Source organism: Empedobacter sp. UBA5924 (assembly GCF_002431085.1).
GTDB classification, from domain to species: Bacteria; Bacteroidota; Bacteroidia; order Flavobacteriales; family Weeksellaceae; genus Empedobacter; species Empedobacter falsenii_B.
Genome location: NZ_DJDM01000022.1, coordinates 91,805 through 113,567 on the forward strand (window position 1 = coordinate 91,805; position 21,763 = coordinate 113,567).

Sequence of the window (21,763 nt, forward strand, 5' to 3'; positions counted from 1 at the left end):
TTTATAAACTATATTTGTAAAGTCTAGCACACATTTTGCTAGGCTTTATTTTTTTAACCAAATCTAATTGATGAAAAGTTATATAACAGCTTTTTTTATAGTTGTTTTAGCGTCTGTGCACGCGCAAGTAAAAATTCAAGGAAAGGTAATCGATTCTGAAACTCAGAAGCCTATTCCTTACGCAGATATTCGTTTACCAGAACTTAAAGTAAGTGCAACATCAAACTCTGATGGTACTTTTTATATCGAATCTAGTTCGAATACAAATAAAATTGTCGTATCAAAAAATGGATACGAAACTTCTGATTATGTTATCGAAAATAAAATCGATTATAATTTTATTGCTCAATTATTTTTAACAGAAGACAATACTTCAGAAGAAGATGGCGGAACGGTAGATTTACAAACTGCGGTTGTTTCGGCAAAGAAAAAACGTCCTAAAAAGAAAGAAAATCCAGCTTATGCTATTTTGCGTGAAGTATGGAAGCGTAAAAAGAAAAATGGGCTAAAATTAGCGCCACATTATCAATATGATGAATACGAAAAGTTGCAATTTGATATTAGTAATATCGATTCAACTTTTATGAAACGTAAGATTTTTAAAGGAATGGAGTTTGTTTTCGAGAAAGTAGATACTTCTTCTATTAATGGAAAAACATATTTACCAGCTTTCTTGAATGAGTCAATTTACAATGTTGCAGGAATTAATAAACCTTCTACAAAAGAACGTCGAGAATTAATTGCAAATAAAACATCAGGTTTCGAGAAAAATGAAGTGGTGGCTTCTACGGTAAAAAATCTTTTCCGTGATATTGATATTTATGATAATCGTGTCAATATTTTGGATATCAAATTTGTGAGTCCAATTGCTACAGATGGTTTCGCGGTTTATGATTATGAATTGAAAGATACAGTTGATGTAGATGGAATAGAATCTTATCGAATCAAATATTATCCGCGTCGCGAAGGTGAATTGACATTTAAAGGAGAATTATATATCTCGAAAGATGCCTATGCGGTAAAAGAAGTTGTGATGGAGACAACGAAAGAAATGAATGTGAATTTTGTGCGTAATATTTTCATGAATTTAGAATATGATATTCCAAATGATTCTATTTTCTATCCGAAAAAAGAATACGCGATGTTGGATATGTCGTTGTTGAGTAAAAAGGAAAGTGCGAAAGGTATTTTTGCGCATAAAACGGTGAATTATTACAATTACGATTTCGATACAACACATCCCGAAGCTTTTTATTACGAGAAATTAGATCCAGCAAAAGCTGCGCTTAACGAAAAAGATAATCAGTTTTGGGCAGAAAATCGTCCTGAAGCTTTAACAAAAGATCAAGAAGGGATTTACGAAACATTAGAGCAATTAAATAAAGTACCAAAATTCAATAATATTGTGAAAGCAATCGAGATTTTTGGTTCTGGATATTACAATGTTGGAAATGCAATTGATATCGGGAATTTATATTCATCTTTTGGATACAACCAAATCGAAGGATTCCGTTTGAGAGCTGGAGCTCGTACATATTTTTCGCAAAATGATATGTGGCGTGCGCAAGGTTTCTTGGCATATGGTTTTCGAGATGATAAATTCAAATATGGAGCAGATTTTCGTTACATGTTCAATAAATATAATCGTTTTCAAGTCGGTATCGGAACAAAACGTGATGTAGAACAATTGGCTGCAACGTTAACGGCTTCTGACGGAATTATGACCCGTAGTTTTGCTTCGTCATCAATCATCAATCAAGGAGATAATACATTTTTGAGTAACAATAATTTGACAAATGTGTATGCGTCGATAGAGCCTTGGAAAAATGTAACGTTTCGTGTTGATGGAAATTATCAATTGATCAAACCAGCTGATGCAGTACATTTTTCGATTGGATATGAAAAAAACGGTCAGATTAAAGAAACTTTAACAAATTCAAGTGTAAGTGTTTCGGTAATTGCTCGTCCAGGTGCAAAATATTCTCAATATGGAATTGATCGTTACGAAATGACAACACTTGCTCCCACGTTAATGTTGCGCTATACAAAAGGATTGAAAGGTGTAATTAATTCAGATTTTGAATATGATAAATTACAATTTTTATATACACAACCAATTTTGATTGGATCTTTTGGTAAATCATTGGTAACTGTAGAAGCAGGAAAAACATTTCAAGGTGTTCCTTTATCATTAATGAGTGCGTTACCTGGAAATGAGAGTTACGGACAAGTTTATGGTACATTTTCACAATTAGATTATTATGAATTTGTAACAGACGAATATGTAACGATGAACTGGGAACATCATTTTAACGGTTGGATTTTGAACAAAGTTCCGTTAATCAAAAAATTAAAATTAAGAGAAGTTGGATTCTTGAGAGCGGCTTACGGAGACATTTCTGAGAAAAGTAAAGCTATTAATCGTTCGACAATAGAATATTTTGCACCAAATCAACAAATCTACTACGAATACGGGTTTGGGATCGAAAACATTGGTTTTGGAAACATTAGACCAATACGTGTTGATTTTAATTGGCGCGGAAATTATAATAATTTGCCAGATGTTCGTAAATTTGGCATCACAATCGGTTTAGATTGGAATTTTTAGAAAATACATAATAAAAAAAAGAATATTACAATGACTTTTGATGCAATCATTGAAATCCCAAGAGGATCTCGCAATAAATATGAAATGGATCACGAAACAGGAAGAATCCGTTTTGATCGTGTTTTATACTCTCCAATGTTCTACCCAGCTGATTACGGTTTCGTAGAAAATACATTAGGATTAGACGGAGATCCAATTGACGTATTAGTTTTCTTAACAGAACCTACTGTTCCTGGATGTGTAATCGAAGTAAAAACAATCGGTGTTCTTAAAATGTCTGATGACAAAGGACAAGATGAAAAATTAATTTGTGTACCAGTTGCTGATCCAACATGGAACCAATTAGAAAACATCACTGATATGAATCCTCATACATTGAAAGAAGTTGAGCACTTTTTCAGAGTGTATAAAGACTTAGAAAATAAGACAACAACAATTGAAGGGTACGGTGATAAAGCAGAAGCAGAACAATTGTTGCAAGATGCAAGAGAGCGTTTCGTACCAGCTCACTAAGAAATAATTTATAATTTCATATAAATAGTCCTCATTTTTTGAGGACTATTTTTTTTGATTAAATTTTCCTCCCATTCTATCAACTATTTCCAAAAACATTTTTAAGTTTATAGAAATACTCACACATGAAATCGAAATTTTTATTAACACTAGGTTTAATCTCTACAACCATGAGTTTATCTGCTCAAACTAATCAACAAGTTTTAGAGTTGATTAACAAAGAAGTACAACAGAATTCTGAAGCTTATCAACAATTAAAAAAAGCAACCGAAACAATTGGACATCGCGCTACAGGAACAGAAAATGGACGAATAGCAGAAGAATATGCGGCCAATTTGTTGCGTTCGTATGGTTATGATGTGTCTTTTCAAGAATTTACATTTAGCGGATGGAATCGTAAAAGTTTAGATTTAAAAATCAATAATCAACCTATAAAAGCCGTTGCTTTGGCGCATTCGCCAGCAAATGTTAGTCTTTCGGGAGAATTGATTGATTTGGGAAATGGACTTGAAGAAGATTACAAAAAGATTGGTGATAAAGTAAAAGGAAAAATTGTTTTTGCTACGCTTGGTTTGTTGGATGGAACGCCAAAAGAAATCGAAAATCTACATCGTTCCGAAAAAACAGCTTTAGCAGAAAAGTACGGAGCAAAAGGAATTATCTTGTTTAATCGCCCTGCTGGAGGAATTCTATTGACAGGAACGGCCTCTGTAACGGGAGAAATTATTAAAATTCCTGCAATTAACATCAGTTTAGAAGATGGATTGAAAATCAAAGAAAATCTATCAAAAGGAAAAGAAATTGCTAAAATCGAAATGAAAAATGATGTTGGACAAATGAAAGGTCGCAACATTATTGCAAAGAAAATCGGTTCTAAATTTCCAAATGAGAAAATAATTCTTGGAGGGCATTTAGATAGTTGGGATTTGGCTACAGGAGCGATTGATAATGGTGTTGGAAGCTTTTCTGTGATGGATATTGCGAGAACATATAAGAAGTTAAATCTTCAAAATGATCGAACAATAGAATTTGTTTTATTTATGGGCGAAGAAGTTGGTTTGATAGGTTCTAAATATTACGTCAATCGAGCGCTGAAAGATGGTTCTATCAATCAAATCAAAGCAATGTCGAATATGGATATGACAACAAATCCAAAGTCTTATTATTCGACAATGGAAAGTAATTTACCTATTTTAACTGATTATGCGAATGATGTGCAAAAAGTAATTCCAGATTTTAAATTGAAAACATTTGCGAGTGTAGATTTACATTCAGATCATCAACCGTTTATGTTGCAAGGCGTGCCTATTATTGGGCTTTCGGATAGTCAATTTACAAAAGGAGCGTTAAATTGTTACCACGCGAATTGCGATACATTTGATTATGTAGAAGAAATTGGTTTGAAAAATAATGTGATTTTGGAAACCTATTTGTTGTATCGTTTGAGTAATTTGAAAGAAATTCCTTCAAAACGTTGGAACGAGCAAGAAGTAAAAGAAGCCTTAATCAAAGGAAATTTAGAAACTCCACTTCGTATTTCGGGCGATTGGAGATGGTAATATCAAAAAAATCCTTCAGAATTTCTGAAGGATTTTTTATTTATTTCTTTTTCAATTTTACAGTGAAATGTCTTAAAATTTCAGATTCCCACGAAATTTCATAACCAGAATTAATTTCGTTTCGTCGATCAAAAATATTTTTCAACGCAACCGCGATATAATCCATATGACTTTGGAAATAAGTTCTTCTTGGAATTGCTAAACGCAATAATTCTAATTTTGGATAACGATTTTCACGTGTTTTAGGATCACGATCTGCCAAAATAGTTCCGATTTCTACACCACGAATTCCAGCTTCTTTGTACAATTCGATTCCCAATGTTTGTGCAGGAAATTCTTCGCGCGTTACATTTGGTAAAAACTTTACAGCATCAACAAAAATAGCGTGTCCACCAATTGGCTGCTGAATTGGAATCCCAAATTCAATTAATTTATTCCCTAAATATTCAATTTGTTTGATGCGCGATTGTAAATAAGAATATTCTGTAGATTCTTGTAAACCTTGTGCTAAAGCGGCTAAATCGCGTCCAGCTAAACCGCCATAACTTAAATATCCTTCATAGATAATTCCAAAATTTCCACAAATTTTATATAGCTCTTCATTATTCAGTGCAATAAATCCACCAATATTTACCAAACCATCCTTTTTCGCAGACATCGTCATTCCATCTCCGTAAGAAAACATTTCTAAAACAATTTCTTTAATCGTTTCCGTTTTGAATTCTTCTTCTCTTTCTTTGATGAAATAAGCATTTTCCGCAAAACGAGCGCCATCAAAAAAGACTGGAATTCCATATTGATTAGACAATTCACGAACTTGACGAATATTTTCTATAGACACAGGTTGACCACCAGAAGAATTACACGTAACAGTGATTAATGTGAATGGAATTTGTTCTTTCCCATATTCTTTGTAGACATTTTCTAATTTTTGTAAATCGATATTTCCTTTGAAAGGATGAATCAATTCGCTGTCAAAAGCCTCATCAATAGTACAATCAATTGCGTGCGCTTTTCTAAATTCGATATGACCTTTTGTTGTATCAAAATGCGAATTTCCAGGAACAACATGACCTTCTTTTACAAGAGCTGAAAATAATACGTTTTCTGCTGCACGACCTTGATGCGTTGGTAAAAGAAACTCAAATCCAGTAATGGTATTAATGGTTTCTCTCAGTTTTAAGAAAGATTGAGAACCAGCGTAGCTTTCGTCTCCAGTCATCATTGCAGACCACTGTTTATCAGACATTGCTCCAGTTCCAGAATCAGTTAATAAATCAATAAATACTTTGTGGCTTTCTAGGTTAAATAGGTTGTAATCTTTTTCTTCGATCCACTTTTCGCGTTCTTCTCGAGTAGATTGATAAATTTCTTCGACCATTTTTATACGAAATGGTTCGGCAAAAGGTAATTCCATTTTTCTTGTGTTTAATGTAAAACTAAGAAACCTTTAGAATATTATCAATTATTAATTGAAAATCATAAAAAAATCCTCTATCAAAAAGATAAAGGATTAAAAATTTTCTATAGCTCGTGTTAGTCAATAACAGGAACTGGTCGTTTGTTTTCGTTAATTGCAACTAATGTAAACGTTCCAGAAATCGCTTTATCACGTCCGTCACGATACATACTTTCGATAAAAACGTCAATTTGTACATCCAAACTTGAACGTCCTACACGTACCACTTTTCCTACCATTTCTACGATAGTTCCTGCTGGAATTGAGTGTTTAAAATCAATTTTGTCACTACTTACCGTAACAATAGGTTTGCGACAAAAACGAGTTGCTGTCATAAAAGCAATTTCATCCATCAAATACATTACTGACCCTCCAAACATTGTGTTGTGGTGGTTTGTATCTCCTGGAAAAACAGCTTTGAAAATGCGAGTTTCAGAATTGATGATACGTTGTTCGATCAACTCTTCTCTTGGTGTTTTTTCCACTTCCATTATCATAATATTTACACGTTACTTTTCTTCATTATTTTTTGAGTTGATAATGTTTTTTTGTGGTGGTTTGATGATTTCATAGAACATAATTTTTACTTTTTTCGCGAAAGTTTTTGACTAATTATTAACTCAATTAGTGGCATTCTGACTTATCAAAAATATTGATTCACAGTTGCGCGACAGTTCGTGAATTGCACACGATTCCCCAATAAGTTGAGCACGAATTTGATGCAAATATAAATTAGAAAAATGAAAATTAGCAGATTTATTGTGCCGAATTCGTTGGTTTGGAATAATTCGTGTAAATTCATTTTACGAATTTTTAATGAAGTAAGAAAAAAGAATGAAAATAAAACCAATCAAAGATTTAGTTCATAATCTATCAGAATGGAATGAATTAGTTTCTCAAACCAAAGATTTAACCGATAAAGTAGTTCAAGATATTAATTTTTTGCGTCAAGAAATTAATTGGGAAGAATATAATTTATGCAATACATCGTTTTTGGGTTGTAAGTTTAAACAACACGAAGCGATCTATTTAATTGAAAAAGGAGCATTTGTTTATCCAAAATTTGAATCAGTTCCTTATAATCCTTATCGTGGAAAATTATACACTTGGCAAGAGCTGATGGAAGGTTATAATCCAGATAATGACCAAAGTATCGATCTTAAAATCTATAAACATTTTAAAAAACATAAATATAATCCGTCTGTTTCAGAAGCTTTGGCACAACGCTTACATGATTTGTCTATTGATGATGGTTTGCGTCGAATTTTGAAATATGATGATAATGGAATGACGAAGAAAAAAGTGGTTGGCTTTATGGGGGGACATTCTACTGCGCGTAATTCTGAGTTTTATAATGAAACGGCAAAAGCGGCGAAATTAGCAACTGAAAAAGGGTATTTTGTTGTTTCTGGTGGAGGGCCTGGAATTATGGAGGCTGCTAATCTAGGAGCTTATATGGCAAATTATTCGGATGAAGATTTGATGAATGCAATTCATATTTTGGCTGATTTAGACTTTATTGATGAAGATAAAACTGAATATTTGGCGAAGAATTTTATGACGAATGCTAAAAAAGTTTTAGAAATCTATCCAAATGGTGCTGAAAGTTTGGCAATTCCTACGTGGTTTTATGGTCATGAACCAAGTAATTTATTTGCCACGAATATTGCAAAATATTTTTCAAATAGTATCAGAGAAGATATGTTGTTAACAATTAGCTTGTTCGGTTTGGTTTATGCGCCTGGAAGTGCAGGAACAACCCAAGAAATTTTTCAGGAAGCAGCTCAAAATCATTACGGAACTTCAGGATATTATAGTCCAATGATTTTTTTGAGTAAGAAAAGATATGTAGAAGATACGGCGATTTATTCAGTTTTGCATCAATTGGCAACAGGACGAGCATATAAGGAGTTACTATTTTTAACAGATAATGCAGATTTAGCAATCGATTTTATCGAAAATCATCCACCAATTAAAGTTAATTAAGGAATATTTTTAAAATATTTAAAACTGAATAACTTGCTTTAGTGTAGTGTTTTATGTGGTTTTTATTTGTTTTTTGTCCGAATAAAATAAAATAATTTCGAAAAATGTTTGGTATTTTAAATAATGAACGTATATTTGCAGTCCAATAACGCGAGATGGAGCAGTAGGTAGCTCGTCGGGCTCATAACCCGAAGGTCACAGGTTCGAGTCCTGTTCTCGCTACTAAATCGCGAGGTGGAGCAGTAGGTAGCTCGTCGGGCTCATAACCCGAAGGTCATCGGTTCGAGTCCGGTCCTCGCTACTATAAAGAGAGTTTCTAACAAGAAGCTCTCTTTTTTTATGTCTTTAACTGAGAATTAATATTGGATAAACTATTTTTGCATCATGAATTTAGAAGAATACAAAAAACAATATAAATCAGATCAAGCCGTTGGTGCAATTGCAATCGAAAATCGCTTAAAAGAAGTTTATGGGACTTTAGAGCCTCGTTTTTATTCGCCGCAAGTGATGTCTTTTCAGGGCGGAGATGATCCAATTGACGGTGTTGCGATTTTTGATGTCAATGGTTATTATCATTTGGTAAGTTACGGAATGTCACATTTATACTATTCGGAAGAGAGTGTAGGTGCAGATTTTAGTAAATGGGGATTTGAGTTTTCTTTCCGCGTGAAACCTGTTAAAGATGATAATGGTGAAGACCCTTTTTGGGTAGTTCAATTAATGAATAATTTGGGGCGATTCGTGAACGAAACAAAAGTTTGGTTTGATGAATACCAGTTTTTACCATTAGGAGGTCCAATTCGTACAGATTCGGAAACGGATATTGTTGGTTTGGCTTTTATCAAGGATGATGATTTAGATGAAATTGATACGCCTCATGGTAAAGTGATATTTATACAAATGATTGGTTTGAATTCGGAACAATTGAAAAGATTGGAAGAGAATTCAACCAAAGAAGAAATAATGTCAGTGATAGCTGAAATAAAGTCAGTTAATCCAAAATTTGTGTGTGAATTATAGTAGAAATTTTTAAAATAAAACATATTTGTGTTAGCCTATTTCTTAAATTATGTTAAATGTAAAAAACAGATTGTCAGTATTTTAAAATTGGTATTTGTTTTGATTATATCTAAATGTTAGTAGCACTAACAGTAGAATAAATTTTTCATAGGTTAGGTTAATAATTAGTAAAACTAATTATGAAGCACTTCTTCGGAAGTGCTTTTTTAGTATATTTAAGAAGAAAAAATAAAGATGTTTAAAAATTTATTCAACCGAAATAAAAATCAATCAAATAACCAAGAAGAATCAAAAACGATGACTTTTGAAGAAATTATTAATTCAGATAAACCAGTTTTGTTAGATTTTTTTGCAACTTGGTGTGGTCCTTGTCAAATGATGGGGCCAATTTTGCAACAAGTGAAAGAAGAATTGGGAGGTGATGTCAAAATCCTAAAAGTGGATGTTGATAAATATCAAGATTTAGCTGCACGACATCAAGTGCAAGGAGTTCCGACTTTTGCTATTTTCAAAAATGGTGAATTATTATGGAAACAAAGTGGAGCAAGGCCAAAAGAACAATTGGTGGCAGAAATCAAAAAATATATTTAAAAATAGGTTTGCTTTGCAGCCAAAGTCGATTAAAAAATCCGCTCATTGAGCGGATTTTTTTGCTTATGTAAATTTACTTAAAATTAGGTTTTCTTTTCTCAACAAAAGCAGTTGTTCCTTCTTTGAAATCTTCTTCGTCAAATAAATTTCCGAAACTTTCAATTTCAACTTCAAAACCATTGTCTTTATCTGACGCATTAATCGCTCGAATCGCGTGACGAATCGCTACAGAAGAATTTTTTGAAATTTTAGTCGCAATTTCTTTTGCTCGATCAATTAATTCAGCTTGCTCAACAACTTCATTCACTAAACCAATTTCATACGCGCGTTCAGCTGTAAACATATCTGCTGTCATAATTGCCTGCATTGCACGACCTTTTCCAATTAATTTTGGCAAACGTTGCGTTCCTCCATAACCTGGAATCAAACCTAATGTAACCTCTGGTAATCCTAATTTTGCATTGGTTGATGCTATACGAAAATGAGACGCCATCGCTAATTCTAAACCACCTCCTAAAGCAAAACCATTCACTGCGGCGATTACAGGTTTTTTAGAATTTTCAATTTTATCAAAAACATTTTCTTGTCCTTTTGCAGCTAATTTTTCACCTTGACGACCATCAAAACTTGCAAATTCTTTGATATCAGCACCAGCAACGAAAGATTTTTCACCAGAACCTGTTAAAATAATTACTCGAATAGCGGGATCAGAATCTGCGTCTGTAAAAAAGTTTGAAATATCATCTAATAAATCTTTGTTCAATGCATTTAATGCTTGCGGACGATTTAAGGTAACTAATGCAATTTTATTTTCTACTTCAACAATCAGATTGTTATAATTATATTCCATTTTGTTTGTGTTTTTATTATTCACTCAAAAATATCAATTGTTCACTCAACTAAAAAATTTATCAAAAAATAATTTGTACAATTCAAAATCCTTCCTAAATTTGTCCCAATGAAAACATTATTTACAAATAACTGGTGGTGGAATATCGAACAACAAAACGTTGGTTCGTAAGACCTCTATGCAGTTATATGTAGAAAAGGCTTGTCGTAACCGACAAGCCTTTTTTTGTGCTCTAAACCTAAATATTTAACAAATGAATTTAACTTTTAACATACAGAAAGAAACTGTTTTAGCCGATTTAACAACTCCTGTTCAGCTTTATTTGAAATTGCGAGATATTTATCCGAATGCCTTATTATTAGAGAGTTCTGACTATCATTCTAAGACAGATGCTAACTCTTTTATTTGTCTAAATCCGATCGCAACTTTTAAGGTTACAAACGGAATTGTGAATGAAACGTATGCGAATGGAGAAACAAAAGAATATGCGTTGAATGGTCAAGAATTGACAGAGAAATTCAAAAAATTTACAAGTCAGTTTATGATTCAAAATGGAGAAGATTTACCTGTAAATGGTTTATTTGGATACATTGCGTGGGATGCGATTCCACATTTTGAAACAGTAAAATTTTCAGCAAAAGGAAACGAAGCAACGATTCCAGAATTTTCGTATTCGTTCTATCAAAATATTGTGGTGTTCAATCATTTTCACAATGAAATTCAATTCATCGAATTTCAAAATGATGAAATAGATTCTAAATTTTCTGAAATTAAAAGTGTTGTTCATAACAAATCAATTGTTGAATATCCATTTAATGTAGAAAGTGAAATTCAATCGAATTTAACAGATGATGAATTCAAAGAAATGGTGACAAAATGTAAACAATCTTGTTTCCGTGGAGATGTTTTCCAAATTGTTCCTTCTCGTCAATTCAAACAAAAATTTTCGGGTGACGAATTTAATGTTTACCGCATTTTACGCTCTGTAAATCCTTCGCCCTATTTGTTTTATTTCGATTACGGAAATTATAAAATCTTCGGATCTTCACCAGAAGCGCAAATTATCATTAATAATAATCATGCAGAAATTCATCCTATTGCAGGAACAGTTCGCAGAACTGGAAGTCCAACTTTGGACAAAGAATTGACCGAAAAATTAATTGCTGACCCAAAAGAAAATGAAGAGCATGTGATGTTGGTCGATTTGGCTCGCAATGATTTAAGTCGAAATTCTGCTGATGTAAAAGTCGCACAATACAAAGAAATTCAGTATTTCTCGCATGTGATTCACATGGTTTCAAAAGTAACTGCTCAATTGGATCCAAGCGTAAATACGATGAAAGTTTTTGCAGACTCTTTTCCGGCTGGAACACTTTCTGGCGCACCAAAATTCAAAGCAATGGAATTATTAGACGGTTACGAAAATCAAAATCGTGGCGTTTATGGTGGCGGAATTGGATATTTAGGATTCAACGGTGACATCAACATGGCGATTGCGATTCGTACGTTCGTCAGCAAACAAAATACCTTATATTTTCAGGCTGGTGCTGGAGTTGTTTCCAAATCGGTCGAAGAAAATGAATTACAAGAAGTCAATCATAAATTAGGAGCGCTTCGTCGCTCAATAGAAATCGCTCAAAACCTATAAACTATGAAAATTTTAGTTATCGATAATTACGATTCGTTCACCTATAATTTAGTGCATTCATTAAAGAAATTCGCCGATGATATTACCGTTGTTCGCAATGATGGAATTACTTTGGAAGATGTGAATAATTATGATAAAATATTACTTTCTCCAGGTCCAGGAGTTCCTGATGAAGCCAATTTATTGAAACCAATCATCGAGAAATATGCTTCAACAAAATCTATTTTTGGCGTTTGTTTAGGACAACAAGCAATTGGAGAAGTTTTTGGAGGGAAATTATTAAATACACAAGAAGTTTTTCACGGAGTTGAATCTAAAATTGAAGTAATAAAAGACGAAGTGTTATTCCAAAATTTACCAAAAAAATTAGAAGTTGGACGTTACCATTCTTGGGTAGTTTCAAATGAAGATTTTCCTGAAGAATTAGAAATTACAGCAGTTGGTCCAAAAGGAGAAGTGATGGCTTTACGTCACAAAACGTATGATGTTCGCGGTGTTCAGTTTCATCCAGAATCTATTTTAACACCACTTGGAGATGAGATGATTAAGAATTGGTTAGAAGCTTAAAACGATGAAAAAATTATTAAATTTATTATTCGAAAATTATACTTTGAGCGAAAATGAAGCCTATCAAATTATGGTGGAAATTTCGGAAGAAAAATATTCGGCTGTCGAATTAGCTTCATTTATGACCATTTTTAATATGCGTAACATTACGTTGGAAGAATTAAAAGGATATCGTCGAGCGTTGTTAGATTTATGCATCAAAGTTAATTTACCAAAGCAAGCGATTGATGTTGTAGGAACGGGCGGTGACGGAAAAGACACTTTTAATATTTCGACATTGAGTTGTTTTGTCTTGGCTGGAGCTGGAGAGAAAATTATTAAACAAGGAAATTACGGAACGTCGTCTGTAAGCGGTTCTTCGAATATGTTGGATAATTTTGGTTACGAATTTTCTGTTAATCAAGATAAATTAAAACGTGAGTTCGAAGAAGTTGGAATTACATTTTTACATGCGCCACTCTTTCATCCGGCTTTAGCGAAAGTTGCTCCGATTAGAAAAGGTTTGGCGATAAAAACATTTTTCAATTTAATGGGGCCTTTGGTGAATCCTGTTCAACCAGAATTTCAAAATTTAGGAACATATGATGTCAAAACTGCTCGATTATATCATTATGTGATGCAAAATTCGGGCGTGAAATATTCGATTTCGACTGCGTTGGCTGGTTATGATGAAGTTTCGTTGACATCGCCTACAAAAGTGTTCAATAATTCGGGGGAATTTGTTTTAGAAAGTAAAGATTTTGGTTTAAATATTCTTCAACCTGATGAGATAAAAGGAGGAAAATCAATCGAAGAAAATTCAAAAATATTTTTGAGCGTTTTAGAAGGAAATTCAACTAAAGCACAAAAAGAAGTTGTTTTAGCAAATGCTGCTTTAGCGCTTAAAACAATTTATCCAACCAAAGATTTAATCGAATGTGTAGCAATTGCGAACGAAAGTTTAGACAGTAAAAAAGCATTGAATGTATTCCAAAAATTAATGAAACCATGAAAACGATATTAGACGAAATTGTCGCGCAAAAACGTATTGAAATTTTAGAAAAACAGAAAACTCAATCAATAGAAAGTTTTAGAAATTCAGAAAATTTTTTGCTTCCAATAAAATCTGCGAAAGCTTCAATTTTAGATAAATCAAAATCTGGAATTATTGCAGAATTCAAAAGAAAATCTCCTTCAAAAGGTTTTATCAATAAAGATGCAAACGTAAAAGAAGTAGTTTCGGGTTACGAAAAATATGGAGCTTCTTTGGTTTCAGTTTTGACGGATGAACAATTTTTTGGAGGAAGTTTTGATGATTTGCAACAAGCAAAAGAAGTTTTGAATATTCCAGTTTTGCGCAAAGATTTTATTGTTGATGAATTTCAAGTGTACGAAACAAAAGCAATTGGTGCTGATTTGATCTTGTTGATTGCAGAATGTTTGACAAAAGATGAAGTCTATAATTTAGCTAAAACTGCTAAGGGAATTGGATTAGAAGTTTTATTGGAATTACATTCAGAAGATCAATTAGAAAAGGTAAATGAATTCATCGATTTGATTGGAATTAACAATCGTAATTTGAAAAATTTTGAAGTTGATATCGAAAAATCAAAACAAATTTTAAAACAATTACCAACCGATTTAATTAAAGTTGCGGAAAGTGGAATTTCTGATCCTAAAACAGTAAAAGAACTAAGACAAGCTGGGTTTCAAGCATTTTTGATTGGTGAAAATTTTATGAAAGCTGAAAATCCTAGTTTAGCATTTGAACAATTTGTAAAAGAATCGAAATGAAACGTTTTCAAGTAAAAGTTTGCGGAAATAATAACGTCGAAAATTTCAAAGAAATTGCAGCAATTGAACCTGATTATGTTGGCTTTATTTTTTATCCAAAATCAAAACGATTTGTAGAAGATGAATCTATTTTTAAAGTCTTTCCGAATGCAGAAAAAGTTGGTGTTTTCGTGAATGAATCTATTGAAAATATTCTTGAAAAAGTTGAACAATATAAATTAGATGTTGTGCAATTGCATGGTGATGAAACATCAAGATTTTGTGAAGAATTAATCAATCGAAAACATCAACGATTACTAACTGATGAAAGCTTTTTAGACTTTAAAATTTGGAAAGCTGTTGGTATAAAATCGATTGAAGATTTTCAACAATTAACCACTTATCAACAAGTTGTTGATAGTTTTGTTTTCGATACAAAATCAAATAATTACGGAGGAACTGGAAAGAAATTTGATTGGCAATTGTTAACAAATTATCAGTTATCAATACCCTTTTTATTAAGTGGCGGAATAACACTTGAAGATGCATTTATCTTGAAAAATTTTCAGCATCCGAAATGTATTGGATTTGATATCAATAGTGGTTTTGAGTCAGCACCAGGAATAAAAAAAACTGACGAAGTAAAACAGTTTATCGATACAATTGATGGACGAATTGAACAAAATTAAAAAAGAAACAAAATGAAATACGAAGTTGACGAAAGAGGTTTTTATGGTGAATTTGGAGGAGCATTTATCCCAGAGTTATTACATCATAATTGTGAAGAATTATCTGAAGCTTTAGCACAATATATCGATACAGACGAATTCAAAAATGAATTTAATTTGTTATTAAAAGATTACGTTGGTCGACCAAGTCCATTGTATTTTGCACCAAATCTTTCAAAAAGATATAACACCAATATTTTATTAAAGCGTGAAGATTTGAATCATACAGGTGCACATAAAATCAATAATGCGATTGGTCAAGCTCTTTTAGCAAAACGAATGGGTAAAACCAAAATTATTGCCGAAACTGGTGCTGGACAACATGGTGTTGCAACTGCTACTGTTTGTGCGTTGATGGGATTAGAATGTATCGTTTTTATGGGAGAAATTGACATTGCTCGTCAAGCACCAAATGTTGCACGAATGAAAATGTTAGGTGCAGAAGTTATTCCAGCAACCTCAGGAAGTAAAACCTTGAAAGATGCAACAAATGAAGCGATTCGTTATTGGATCAATAATCCTGAAACTTTTTACATCATTGGTTCTGTAGTTGGTCCTCATCCTTATCCAGCAATGGTAACGAAATTCCAAGCGATTATTTCAGAAGAAATTAAAGCACAAATGAAAGAGAAATATGGGAAAGAAAATCCTGATTACGTGATTGCTTGTGTTGGTGGCGGAAGTAATGCTGCGGGAGCTTTTTATCATTTTTTAAATGATGATTCTGTCAAATTAATCGCGGTTGAAGCGGCAGGTTTGGGCGTAGAATCTGGAGAAACTGCTGCTACAACTATCAAAGGAACAGAAGGAATTATTCACGGAAGTCGAACATTATTGATGCAAGATAAAGATGGACAAATTGTTGAACCTTATTCAATTTCGGCTGGATTAGATTATCCTGGCGTTGGTCCTTTACATGCGCATTTGTTCAAAACTGGACGTGCTGAATTCTTAAATGCAACAGATGATGAAGCCTTGGAAGCTGCTTTTATGTTGACAAAAGAGGAAGGAATCATTCCTGCATTAGAATCTTCTCACGCTTTAGCTGCTTTAGAAAAAATTAATTTTAAACCGCAAGACATTGTGATTCTGAATCTTTCAGGAAGAGGAGATAAAGATTTAGAAACATATATGAAAGTTTCCGAAAAATATTCTTAAAAATATTTGGTTAATTTTCAAAAATCACCTTACATTTGCACCCACGATAATGAAATCTATCGGGGTGTAGCGTAGCCCGGTCATCGCGCCTGCTTTGGGAGCAGGAGGTCGCAGGTTCGAATCCTGCCACCCCGACAAAATTTTCATCCGAAAATAGAAAGATTTATGGTAAAAGAATGACCGAATCGGGGTGTAGCGTAGCCCGGTCATCGCGCCTGCTTTGGGAGCAGGAGGTCGCAGGTTCGAATCCTGCCACCCCGACAAAATTCAATGAATTTTTGGATCGGTCCAGTAGCTCAGCTGGATAGAGCAACTGCCTTCTAAGCAGTAGGTCTCAGGTTCGAATCCTGACTGGATCACACGTTTTATTAAAAACCAGGAGAGGTGCCAGAGCGGTAATGGAGCAGATTGCTAATCTGTCATCGGGAAACCGATGCCAGGGTTCGAGTCCCTGTCTCTCCGCATTTTTTTTGAATGACCGAATCGGGGTGTAGCGTAGCCCGGTCATCGCGCCTGCTTTGGGAGCAGGAGGTCGCAGGTTCGAATCCTGCCACCCCGACAAAAACCTTTGTATATTTGCAAAGGTTTTTTTTATACATTTATTTCATGAAATCTATCTTAGGTAATAAAGAATCTTTTGTCTCATACTCTGTCGCTTTTCTATTTATTTTAATCATGATTGGAACAGCAATGATTTATGATGATAAAGAAATTATTTTACCAGAAGTTGCTGCATTATCTGTCGGAATTTTAACGTTTCGAGAAAATAAATGGCTACAACGACCATTTCATATTTTTTTACTTCCATCCATAACTGCTATTTTAGGATTTGGGATTAATTTTTTACCGATTATATTATCATTCAAATTAGCATTGGTATTGGTTGCAATGTTAATTGTCTTGAAAATTTTTAAAAGTCAACTTGCGCCAGCATTAGCTACGGGATTATTACCAATTGTTACAAATACAGAATCTTTTGTATTTCTATATGCGATATTTCTATTTGTCTTTTTACTTTTTCTATCAATAAAAATATTCAAACTAAAACCAACTGAAAATGCGGTTCCAATGATTTATACAAGCCATAACAGATGGTTAATCGGATTATGTGTAGTTTGGTTTACAGCTTGTTATTTTAGCGGTTTTGCACATTTCTCTGCTATTCCACCTATTATCGTAATTTCTTTTGAATCTTTAAATAATCCAACATTAAAATTAACCGTACGTCTAAAACGTATTCTTGTAATGTTCATGGCTACAATGGCTGGTTGTTTAACAATGCATTATCTTGATAATTGGTTAATCATTGGCTTGATCGATTTGATTATCGTAATGTTTATTTTGAAATTAACAGATTTACGCTTACCTCCTGCTTTTGCAATGGTTATTTTACCAATGATTTTACCTTCTGACTCGATAAAATATTTACCTGTTGCAACATTAATCATGAGTATATTTTTTATGCTATCGATTTATATTATTCAGAAAGTTGCTTATCCAAAAGCGATTGATTTCAAATAAAAAAGTCATCCAAAATTGAATGACTTTATGACTATTTTAATATGTTTCTTCGATTGATTTTACCATATTATAAATGAACTCGTTGTAAGGTGTCGGAATATTATATTGTTTTCCTAAACTGATAATTTCGCCTGCAAATTCATCCACTTCCGAATATCGTTTTGCTTCGCGATCTTGTAACATCGAAGTTTTACCAAATTCATCCACAATTTTCATCGTAGATTTCATTCGATCCACTTCTTCTTGACCAATTGCAACTCCATGTGCATTCCCAACTGCAAGAACTTCATTAGAAATCATATCCATTAAAACCTCGAGATGTTGATTGGTACGAAATTGTCCATATGGAAACTCCAACAAAAACGTCAATTGATTTCCGACAACATTTACCAAATATTTCGCCCACTGCGCTTTCTGAATATCATCCGATAATTGATTTGGAATTTCAGCAACATTCATCAATTCATGTAAATCGACTAATTTATCATGATTAATTGAATCCATTTTCCCAAAAATAATTTTTCCTATACTCGAAAACGTCACGCGATTATCAACTTTTACAGCATCCATATATGCAACTGCATTCACCACACGATCCCATCCAAAATGATCTGCCAAAACACGTTCAGAAGAAATTCCGTTCATCAAACTTACAATCATTGTGTTTTCACCAACAAAAGGCTTCATATCTTCTATCGCTTGCTGTAAATGTGAACTTTTAACGACTAAAAATATATAATCTGGATAATTATTCTCCTCGATTTTTGTGACATAATTAAAATCATACGCTTTATCATTCACAAAAATTTGCGATTTTTCGTATCGATTTTTTCGCTCCTCATCTACAATTACACTTACAATTTCTGGATTATATTCATAAAAACTCGCTGCATATTTTGCTCCTAAAGCTCCCAATCCAAGAAAATAAATTGATTTCATTTTTTTGTTATTTAGAAGATAAATTTAAAATAAAATCTACAACATTTACGAATTAAAGTCTTTGAAAAAATTTAATATTTCGGTTATAATTAGTTTTGATAAACTTTTGACAATTCTTTTGGATTGAGATACAAATAATAAATCAAATTACGCAAATCATCAAGGTTTGAGCTAGAATCTACAGCTATTTCATTCTCTTTTTGAAAATTCTTTTTCAATACATCATACAATTGATTTATTTTCTTCCAATTATCTTTTGCAGCAATTTTTTCAACAGATTTATTATTCGCAGATTTCGCTAATTGTGAGGGCATTTTCTGAATCGCTTCAAATAAAACATATAGATTGTTGACATGATTGATATAATTGTATGTTTCATTTACGGCAAAATAATTCAGAAGAGTTTTCTCTTCATCCGAAATTTTCAAGCTTGAAATTAACATCATTTCCTCACCTAACCATTCATAAGCCGACAATCCAATTTGAGAAGCATTTGACGTCACAACCATTCTTGGAATTGGTTCTGCATTTGCAATTTTATTTAAAGTAAATCCTGTTTTTGATTCAGAATATTCAATCGATTATTTGCAGGAGCAAGACATTCAAAGCATAATCGCAATTGTATCCTAACGCAATAATTTCTTCAAATTCAGAAAAAATATCGGCAGAAGTATCGTTGTTAAAACTCTCAAAATTTTGCAAACAATTATCTTGATATTTTTCTATAAAATCATTCATAGAAGAATAATCTTTTTTATCATCATCCCAAATAAGATTAAAATTATAAGCAAAAATATTCACAAATTGCATCGTTTTACTTTGAGGATTTTCATCAACAAATTTTTGATATACTTCTACTTTAGGAGATTCTATATCGTAATCATCCATCAACGCAATTAAAAATCGTTCATTGATTGGAGTTTTAGTTCCAAATTTCTTTCCAACTGACTTTTTAAATTTCTCTTTATAATCAACAAAATATGATTTTTGATTATCATTCACCACAAAATAAACTTCGAGTTCAGAAAGAAGCCCAACTTTTTTGCCTAATTCTATATTATTATCCAACATATATTTTTCGAAAGTAGAATAATCAATTCCTTTTTCTTTCGTTTTTTCTAAGATCGTTTCATCAGGATAAACTCTCGAACCAAAAGGTAAAGAATATAAAAAAGGTCCATCTGCAAAAAGCTGAACAGAGGTAAATAATGTCAGTAAAAAAGTGAAAAATAATTTTTTCATAAGATTGATTTTTATAAAATTAGGAATTTAGTTGAATACTTTCTTTTATTTTATACGATTTAACATGAATAAAATTTATTATTAAAGCATTTTCTTTATATTAATTCAAACAAGACAATTCTTCAAATTGTTCTTTTAGAAAATAGTTTTTACATATATTTAACAAATTAATACATCACACGTGAGTCAAATAAATAATACTGAAGAAAAAGAATTACAAAGAGGCCTTACTAACCGACATATTCAATTGATTGCTTTAGGTGGCGCGATTGGAACTGGTTTGTTTTTAGGAATTGGACCTGCTGCTGTTTTAGCTGGACCATCTGTTATTTTGGGATATGCAATTGCAGGAATTATAGCCTTTTTTATTATGCGCCAATTAGGAGAAATGGTTGTTAACGAGCCTGTTTCAGGAAGCTTTAGTCATTTTGCATATAAATATTGGGGATCTTTTGCTGGATTTGCTTCTGGTTGGAATTATTGGATTCTTTACGTTTTAGTAAGTATGTCCGAATTGACTGCAATCGGAATTTATGTACAATTTTGGTGGCCAGAAATTCCATTATGGGCGTCGAGTTTGTTCTTTTTTATTGTGATTAACGCATTGAATTTAGGCTCAGTAAAAATGTTTGGTGAAGCTGAATTTTGGTTTTCTATCATCAAAGTAATTGCCATTATTGCTATGATAATCTTCGGAGCTTACTTATTAATAAGCGGAACTGGAGGTGAACAAGCAACAATACAAAATCTTTGGAACAACGGAGGTTTTTTTCCAAAAGGTTGGTTATCTGGTAATAGCGAAGGCGGTTTTAGTGGATTATTCGCCGCAATGGCTCTTATTATGTTTTCTTTTGGAGGTTTAGAATTGATTGGCATCACAGCTGCTGAAGCTAAAAATCCAGAAAAAACAATTCCAAAAGCAACCAATCAAGTAATTTATAGAATTTTAATCTTCTATGTTGGAGCATTAATTATCTTATTTTCGTTAGCTCCTTGGGAAACGATTACGGATAAAAGTAGTCCTTTTGTAATGGTTTTTGAGAATTTGAATCATTTGAAACTAAATATTTTTGGTAACACAATTGATTTTTCAAGATTAATTGCCAATGCACTAAACATTATTGTTTTGACGGCTGCTTTATCAGTTTACAATAGCTCTGTTTACAGTAATAGTAGAATGTTATATGGTTTGGCAGAACAAGGAAATGCGCCTAAATTCTTAAAAAAATTAAACAAAAATCACGTCCCTGTTATGGCGATTTTAGTTTCATCTTTTTTCGCAGCAATTTGTATTTTAATTAATAAAATAATTCCAGAAGATGCATTTCATGTATTGATGTCTTTAGTGGTTTCTTCGTTGGTAATTAACTGGATTATGATTTCGATAACACATCTTAAATACCGAAAACAAAAGAATTTGGAGAATACAAAAACATTATTTCCATCTTTCTTGTATCCTATCAGTAATTATATTTGTCTAATTTTCTTATTTGGAATTTTAGTGATTATGTGGTTTACAGGACTTAAAATTTCAGTAGAATTAATTCCAGTTTGGTTGATCTTCCTTTACATCGCTTATCGAATTGTAAAAGAAAATAAAAAGACTAAGAATTCTTGATAAA

20 protein-coding genes, 7 tRNA genes and 1 riboswitch are annotated in these 21,763 nt (G+C 32.6%); of the genes, 21 read left to right on the forward strand and 6 right to left on the reverse strand.

The window, feature by feature from the left end; all coding sequences use genetic code 11:
* Nucleotides 1–70 precede the first annotated feature (70 nt).
* The 3 genes from B3792_RS05660 to B3792_RS05670 all read left to right on the forward strand — a co-directional run bounded on the left by B3792_RS05660 (nucleotide 71) and on the right by B3792_RS05670 (nucleotide 4,680).
* Nucleotides 71–2,608, forward strand: a complete 2,538-nt coding sequence (locus B3792_RS05660; protein ID WP_291065158.1) for a DUF5686 family protein — start codon at nucleotides 71–73, stop codon at nucleotides 2,606–2,608.
* Nucleotides 2,609–2,638: 30 nt separating this feature from the next.
* Nucleotides 2,639–3,121 (forward strand): inorganic diphosphatase, encoded by a 483-nt coding sequence (locus B3792_RS05665; RefSeq protein WP_038336778.1) that lies wholly within the window; start codon nucleotides 2,639–2,641, stop codon nucleotides 3,119–3,121.
* A gap of 125 nt (nucleotides 3,122–3,246) precedes the next feature.
* Entirely contained in the window at nucleotides 3,247–4,680 is a 1,434-nt protein-coding gene (locus tag B3792_RS05670; RefSeq protein WP_291052185.1) for a M28 family peptidase, read from the forward strand.
* A 40-nt stretch (nucleotides 4,681–4,720) separates the two neighbouring features.
* Here B3792_RS05670 and B3792_RS05675 read toward each other — a convergent pair whose 3' ends face one another.
* Together B3792_RS05675 and B3792_RS05680 are read right to left on the reverse strand one after the other, a co-directional pair.
* Nucleotides 4,721–6,097 carry a tryptophanase gene (locus B3792_RS05675; protein WP_114998113.1) on the reverse strand — a complete coding sequence of 459 codons (1,377 nt, stop codon included), beginning with the start codon at nucleotides 6,095–6,097 and terminating at the stop codon, nucleotides 4,721–4,723.
* Nucleotides 6,098–6,216: 119 nt separating this feature from the next.
* Nucleotides 6,217–6,630, reverse strand: coding sequence for an acyl-CoA thioesterase (locus tag B3792_RS05680; protein WP_114998110.1), 414 nt, complete (start codon nucleotides 6,628–6,630; stop codon nucleotides 6,217–6,219).
* 129 nt (nucleotides 6,631–6,759) lie between these two features.
* Nucleotides 6,760–6,847, reverse strand: a riboswitch (adenosylcobalamin-variant (AdoCbl-variant) riboswitch).
* A 126-nt stretch (nucleotides 6,848–6,973) separates the two neighbouring features.
* On the opposite strand from B3792_RS05680, the gene B3792_RS05685 reads away from it, so the two are divergent.
* From B3792_RS05685 to trxA, 5 genes are all read left to right on the forward strand, one after another.
* Nucleotides 6,974–8,125: an LOG family protein gene (locus B3792_RS05685; RefSeq protein ID WP_291047905.1), complete on the forward strand. Its 1,152-nt coding sequence runs from the start codon at nucleotides 6,974–6,976 to the stop codon at nucleotides 8,123–8,125.
* Nucleotides 8,126–8,274: 149 nt separating this feature from the next.
* A tRNA-Met gene (locus B3792_RS05690) sits at nucleotides 8,275–8,347 on the forward strand.
* Nucleotides 8,348–8,353: 6 nt separating this feature from the next.
* Nucleotides 8,354–8,426: transfer RNA gene (locus B3792_RS05695), tRNA-Met, on the forward strand.
* Between the two features lie 83 nt (nucleotides 8,427–8,509).
* The gene (locus B3792_RS05700; protein ID WP_291047902.1) at nucleotides 8,510–9,145 is read left to right on the forward strand and encodes a suppressor of fused domain protein; all 636 of its coding nucleotides are present in this window, start codon (nucleotides 8,510–8,512) and stop codon (nucleotides 9,143–9,145) included.
* Nucleotides 9,146–9,379: 234 nt separating this feature from the next.
* A complete protein-coding gene (gene trxA, locus B3792_RS05705) occupies nucleotides 9,380–9,736 on the forward strand; it encodes a thioredoxin (protein WP_291047899.1) in 357 nt (118 codons plus the stop codon).
* Nucleotides 9,737–9,809: 73 nt separating this feature from the next.
* On the opposite strand, the gene B3792_RS05710 is transcribed toward trxA, so the two are convergent.
* Nucleotides 9,810–10,586, reverse strand: a complete 777-nt coding sequence (locus B3792_RS05710; protein WP_219033920.1) for an enoyl-CoA hydratase/isomerase family protein — start codon at nucleotides 10,584–10,586, stop codon at nucleotides 9,810–9,812.
* Between the two features lie 253 nt (nucleotides 10,587–10,839).
* On the opposite strand from B3792_RS05710, the gene B3792_RS05715 reads away from it, so the two are divergent.
* From B3792_RS05715 to B3792_RS05770, 12 genes are all read left to right on the forward strand, one after another.
* Nucleotides 10,840–12,234, forward strand: coding sequence for an anthranilate synthase component I family protein (locus tag B3792_RS05715; RefSeq protein ID WP_219033919.1), 1,395 nt, complete (start codon nucleotides 10,840–10,842; stop codon nucleotides 12,232–12,234).
* Between the two features lie 3 nt (nucleotides 12,235–12,237).
* Nucleotides 12,238–12,801, forward strand: coding sequence for an anthranilate synthase component II (locus tag B3792_RS05720; RefSeq protein ID WP_125349948.1), 564 nt, complete (start codon nucleotides 12,238–12,240; stop codon nucleotides 12,799–12,801).
* Between the two features lie 4 nt (nucleotides 12,802–12,805).
* The gene (gene trpD / locus B3792_RS05725) at nucleotides 12,806–13,792 is read left to right on the forward strand and encodes an anthranilate phosphoribosyltransferase (RefSeq protein ID WP_125349947.1); all 987 of its coding nucleotides are present in this window, start codon (nucleotides 12,806–12,808) and stop codon (nucleotides 13,790–13,792) included.
* Nucleotides 13,789–14,574 carry an indole-3-glycerol phosphate synthase TrpC gene (gene trpC / locus B3792_RS05730; RefSeq protein ID WP_291069086.1) on the forward strand — a complete coding sequence of 262 codons (786 nt, stop codon included), beginning with the start codon at nucleotides 13,789–13,791 and terminating at the stop codon, nucleotides 14,572–14,574. The genes trpD and trpC overlap by 4 nt, the downstream gene beginning before the upstream one ends.
* A complete protein-coding gene (locus tag B3792_RS05735; protein WP_291069088.1) occupies nucleotides 14,571–15,242 on the forward strand; it encodes a phosphoribosylanthranilate isomerase in 672 nt (223 codons plus the stop codon). Before trpC ends, B3792_RS05735 begins: the two co-directional genes overlap by 4 nt.
* Nucleotides 15,243–15,254: 12 nt before the next feature.
* The gene (trpB, locus tag B3792_RS05740; RefSeq protein WP_125349944.1) at nucleotides 15,255–16,439 is read left to right on the forward strand and encodes a tryptophan synthase subunit beta; all 1,185 of its coding nucleotides are present in this window, start codon (nucleotides 15,255–15,257) and stop codon (nucleotides 16,437–16,439) included.
* Between the two features lie 60 nt (nucleotides 16,440–16,499).
* A tRNA-Pro gene (locus tag B3792_RS05745) sits at nucleotides 16,500–16,574 on the forward strand.
* A gap of 51 nt (nucleotides 16,575–16,625) precedes the next feature.
* Nucleotides 16,626–16,700 (forward strand) — tRNA-Pro (locus B3792_RS05750).
* Between the two features lie 24 nt (nucleotides 16,701–16,724).
* A tRNA-Arg gene (locus B3792_RS05755) sits at nucleotides 16,725–16,798 on the forward strand.
* Between the two features lie 19 nt (nucleotides 16,799–16,817).
* Nucleotides 16,818–16,901 (forward strand) — tRNA-Ser (locus B3792_RS05760).
* Nucleotides 16,902–16,923: 22 nt separating this feature from the next.
* Nucleotides 16,924–16,998 (forward strand) — tRNA-Pro (locus B3792_RS05765).
* 47 nt (nucleotides 16,999–17,045) lie between these two features.
* On the forward strand, nucleotides 17,046–17,960 hold the full coding sequence (locus B3792_RS05770; RefSeq protein ID WP_125349989.1) for a hypothetical protein: 915 nt from the start codon (nucleotides 17,046–17,048) through the stop codon (nucleotides 17,958–17,960).
* 36 nt (nucleotides 17,961–17,996) lie between these two features.
* On the opposite strand, the gene B3792_RS05775 is transcribed toward B3792_RS05770, so the two are convergent.
* From B3792_RS05775 to B3792_RS05785, 3 genes are all read right to left on the reverse strand, one after another.
* Nucleotides 17,997–18,899: a ketopantoate reductase family protein gene (locus B3792_RS05775; protein ID WP_125349990.1), complete on the reverse strand. Its 903-nt coding sequence runs from the start codon at nucleotides 18,897–18,899 to the stop codon at nucleotides 17,997–17,999.
* Nucleotides 18,900–18,988: 89 nt separating this feature from the next.
* Nucleotides 18,989–19,408 (reverse strand): hypothetical protein, encoded by a 420-nt coding sequence (locus B3792_RS05780; protein ID WP_291069090.1) that lies wholly within the window; start codon nucleotides 19,406–19,408, stop codon nucleotides 18,989–18,991.
* Nucleotides 19,409–19,472: 64 nt separating this feature from the next.
* Nucleotides 19,473–20,141 carry a hypothetical protein gene (locus B3792_RS05785; protein WP_221855474.1) on the reverse strand — a complete coding sequence of 223 codons (669 nt, stop codon included), beginning with the start codon at nucleotides 20,139–20,141 and terminating at the stop codon, nucleotides 19,473–19,475.
* Nucleotides 20,142–20,322: 181 nt separating this feature from the next.
* On the opposite strand from B3792_RS05785, the gene B3792_RS05790 reads away from it, so the two are divergent.
* On the forward strand, nucleotides 20,323–21,759 hold the full coding sequence (locus tag B3792_RS05790; protein WP_371875724.1) for an amino acid permease: 1,437 nt from the start codon (nucleotides 20,323–20,325) through the stop codon (nucleotides 21,757–21,759).
* Nucleotides 21,760–21,763 lie beyond the last annotated feature (4 nt).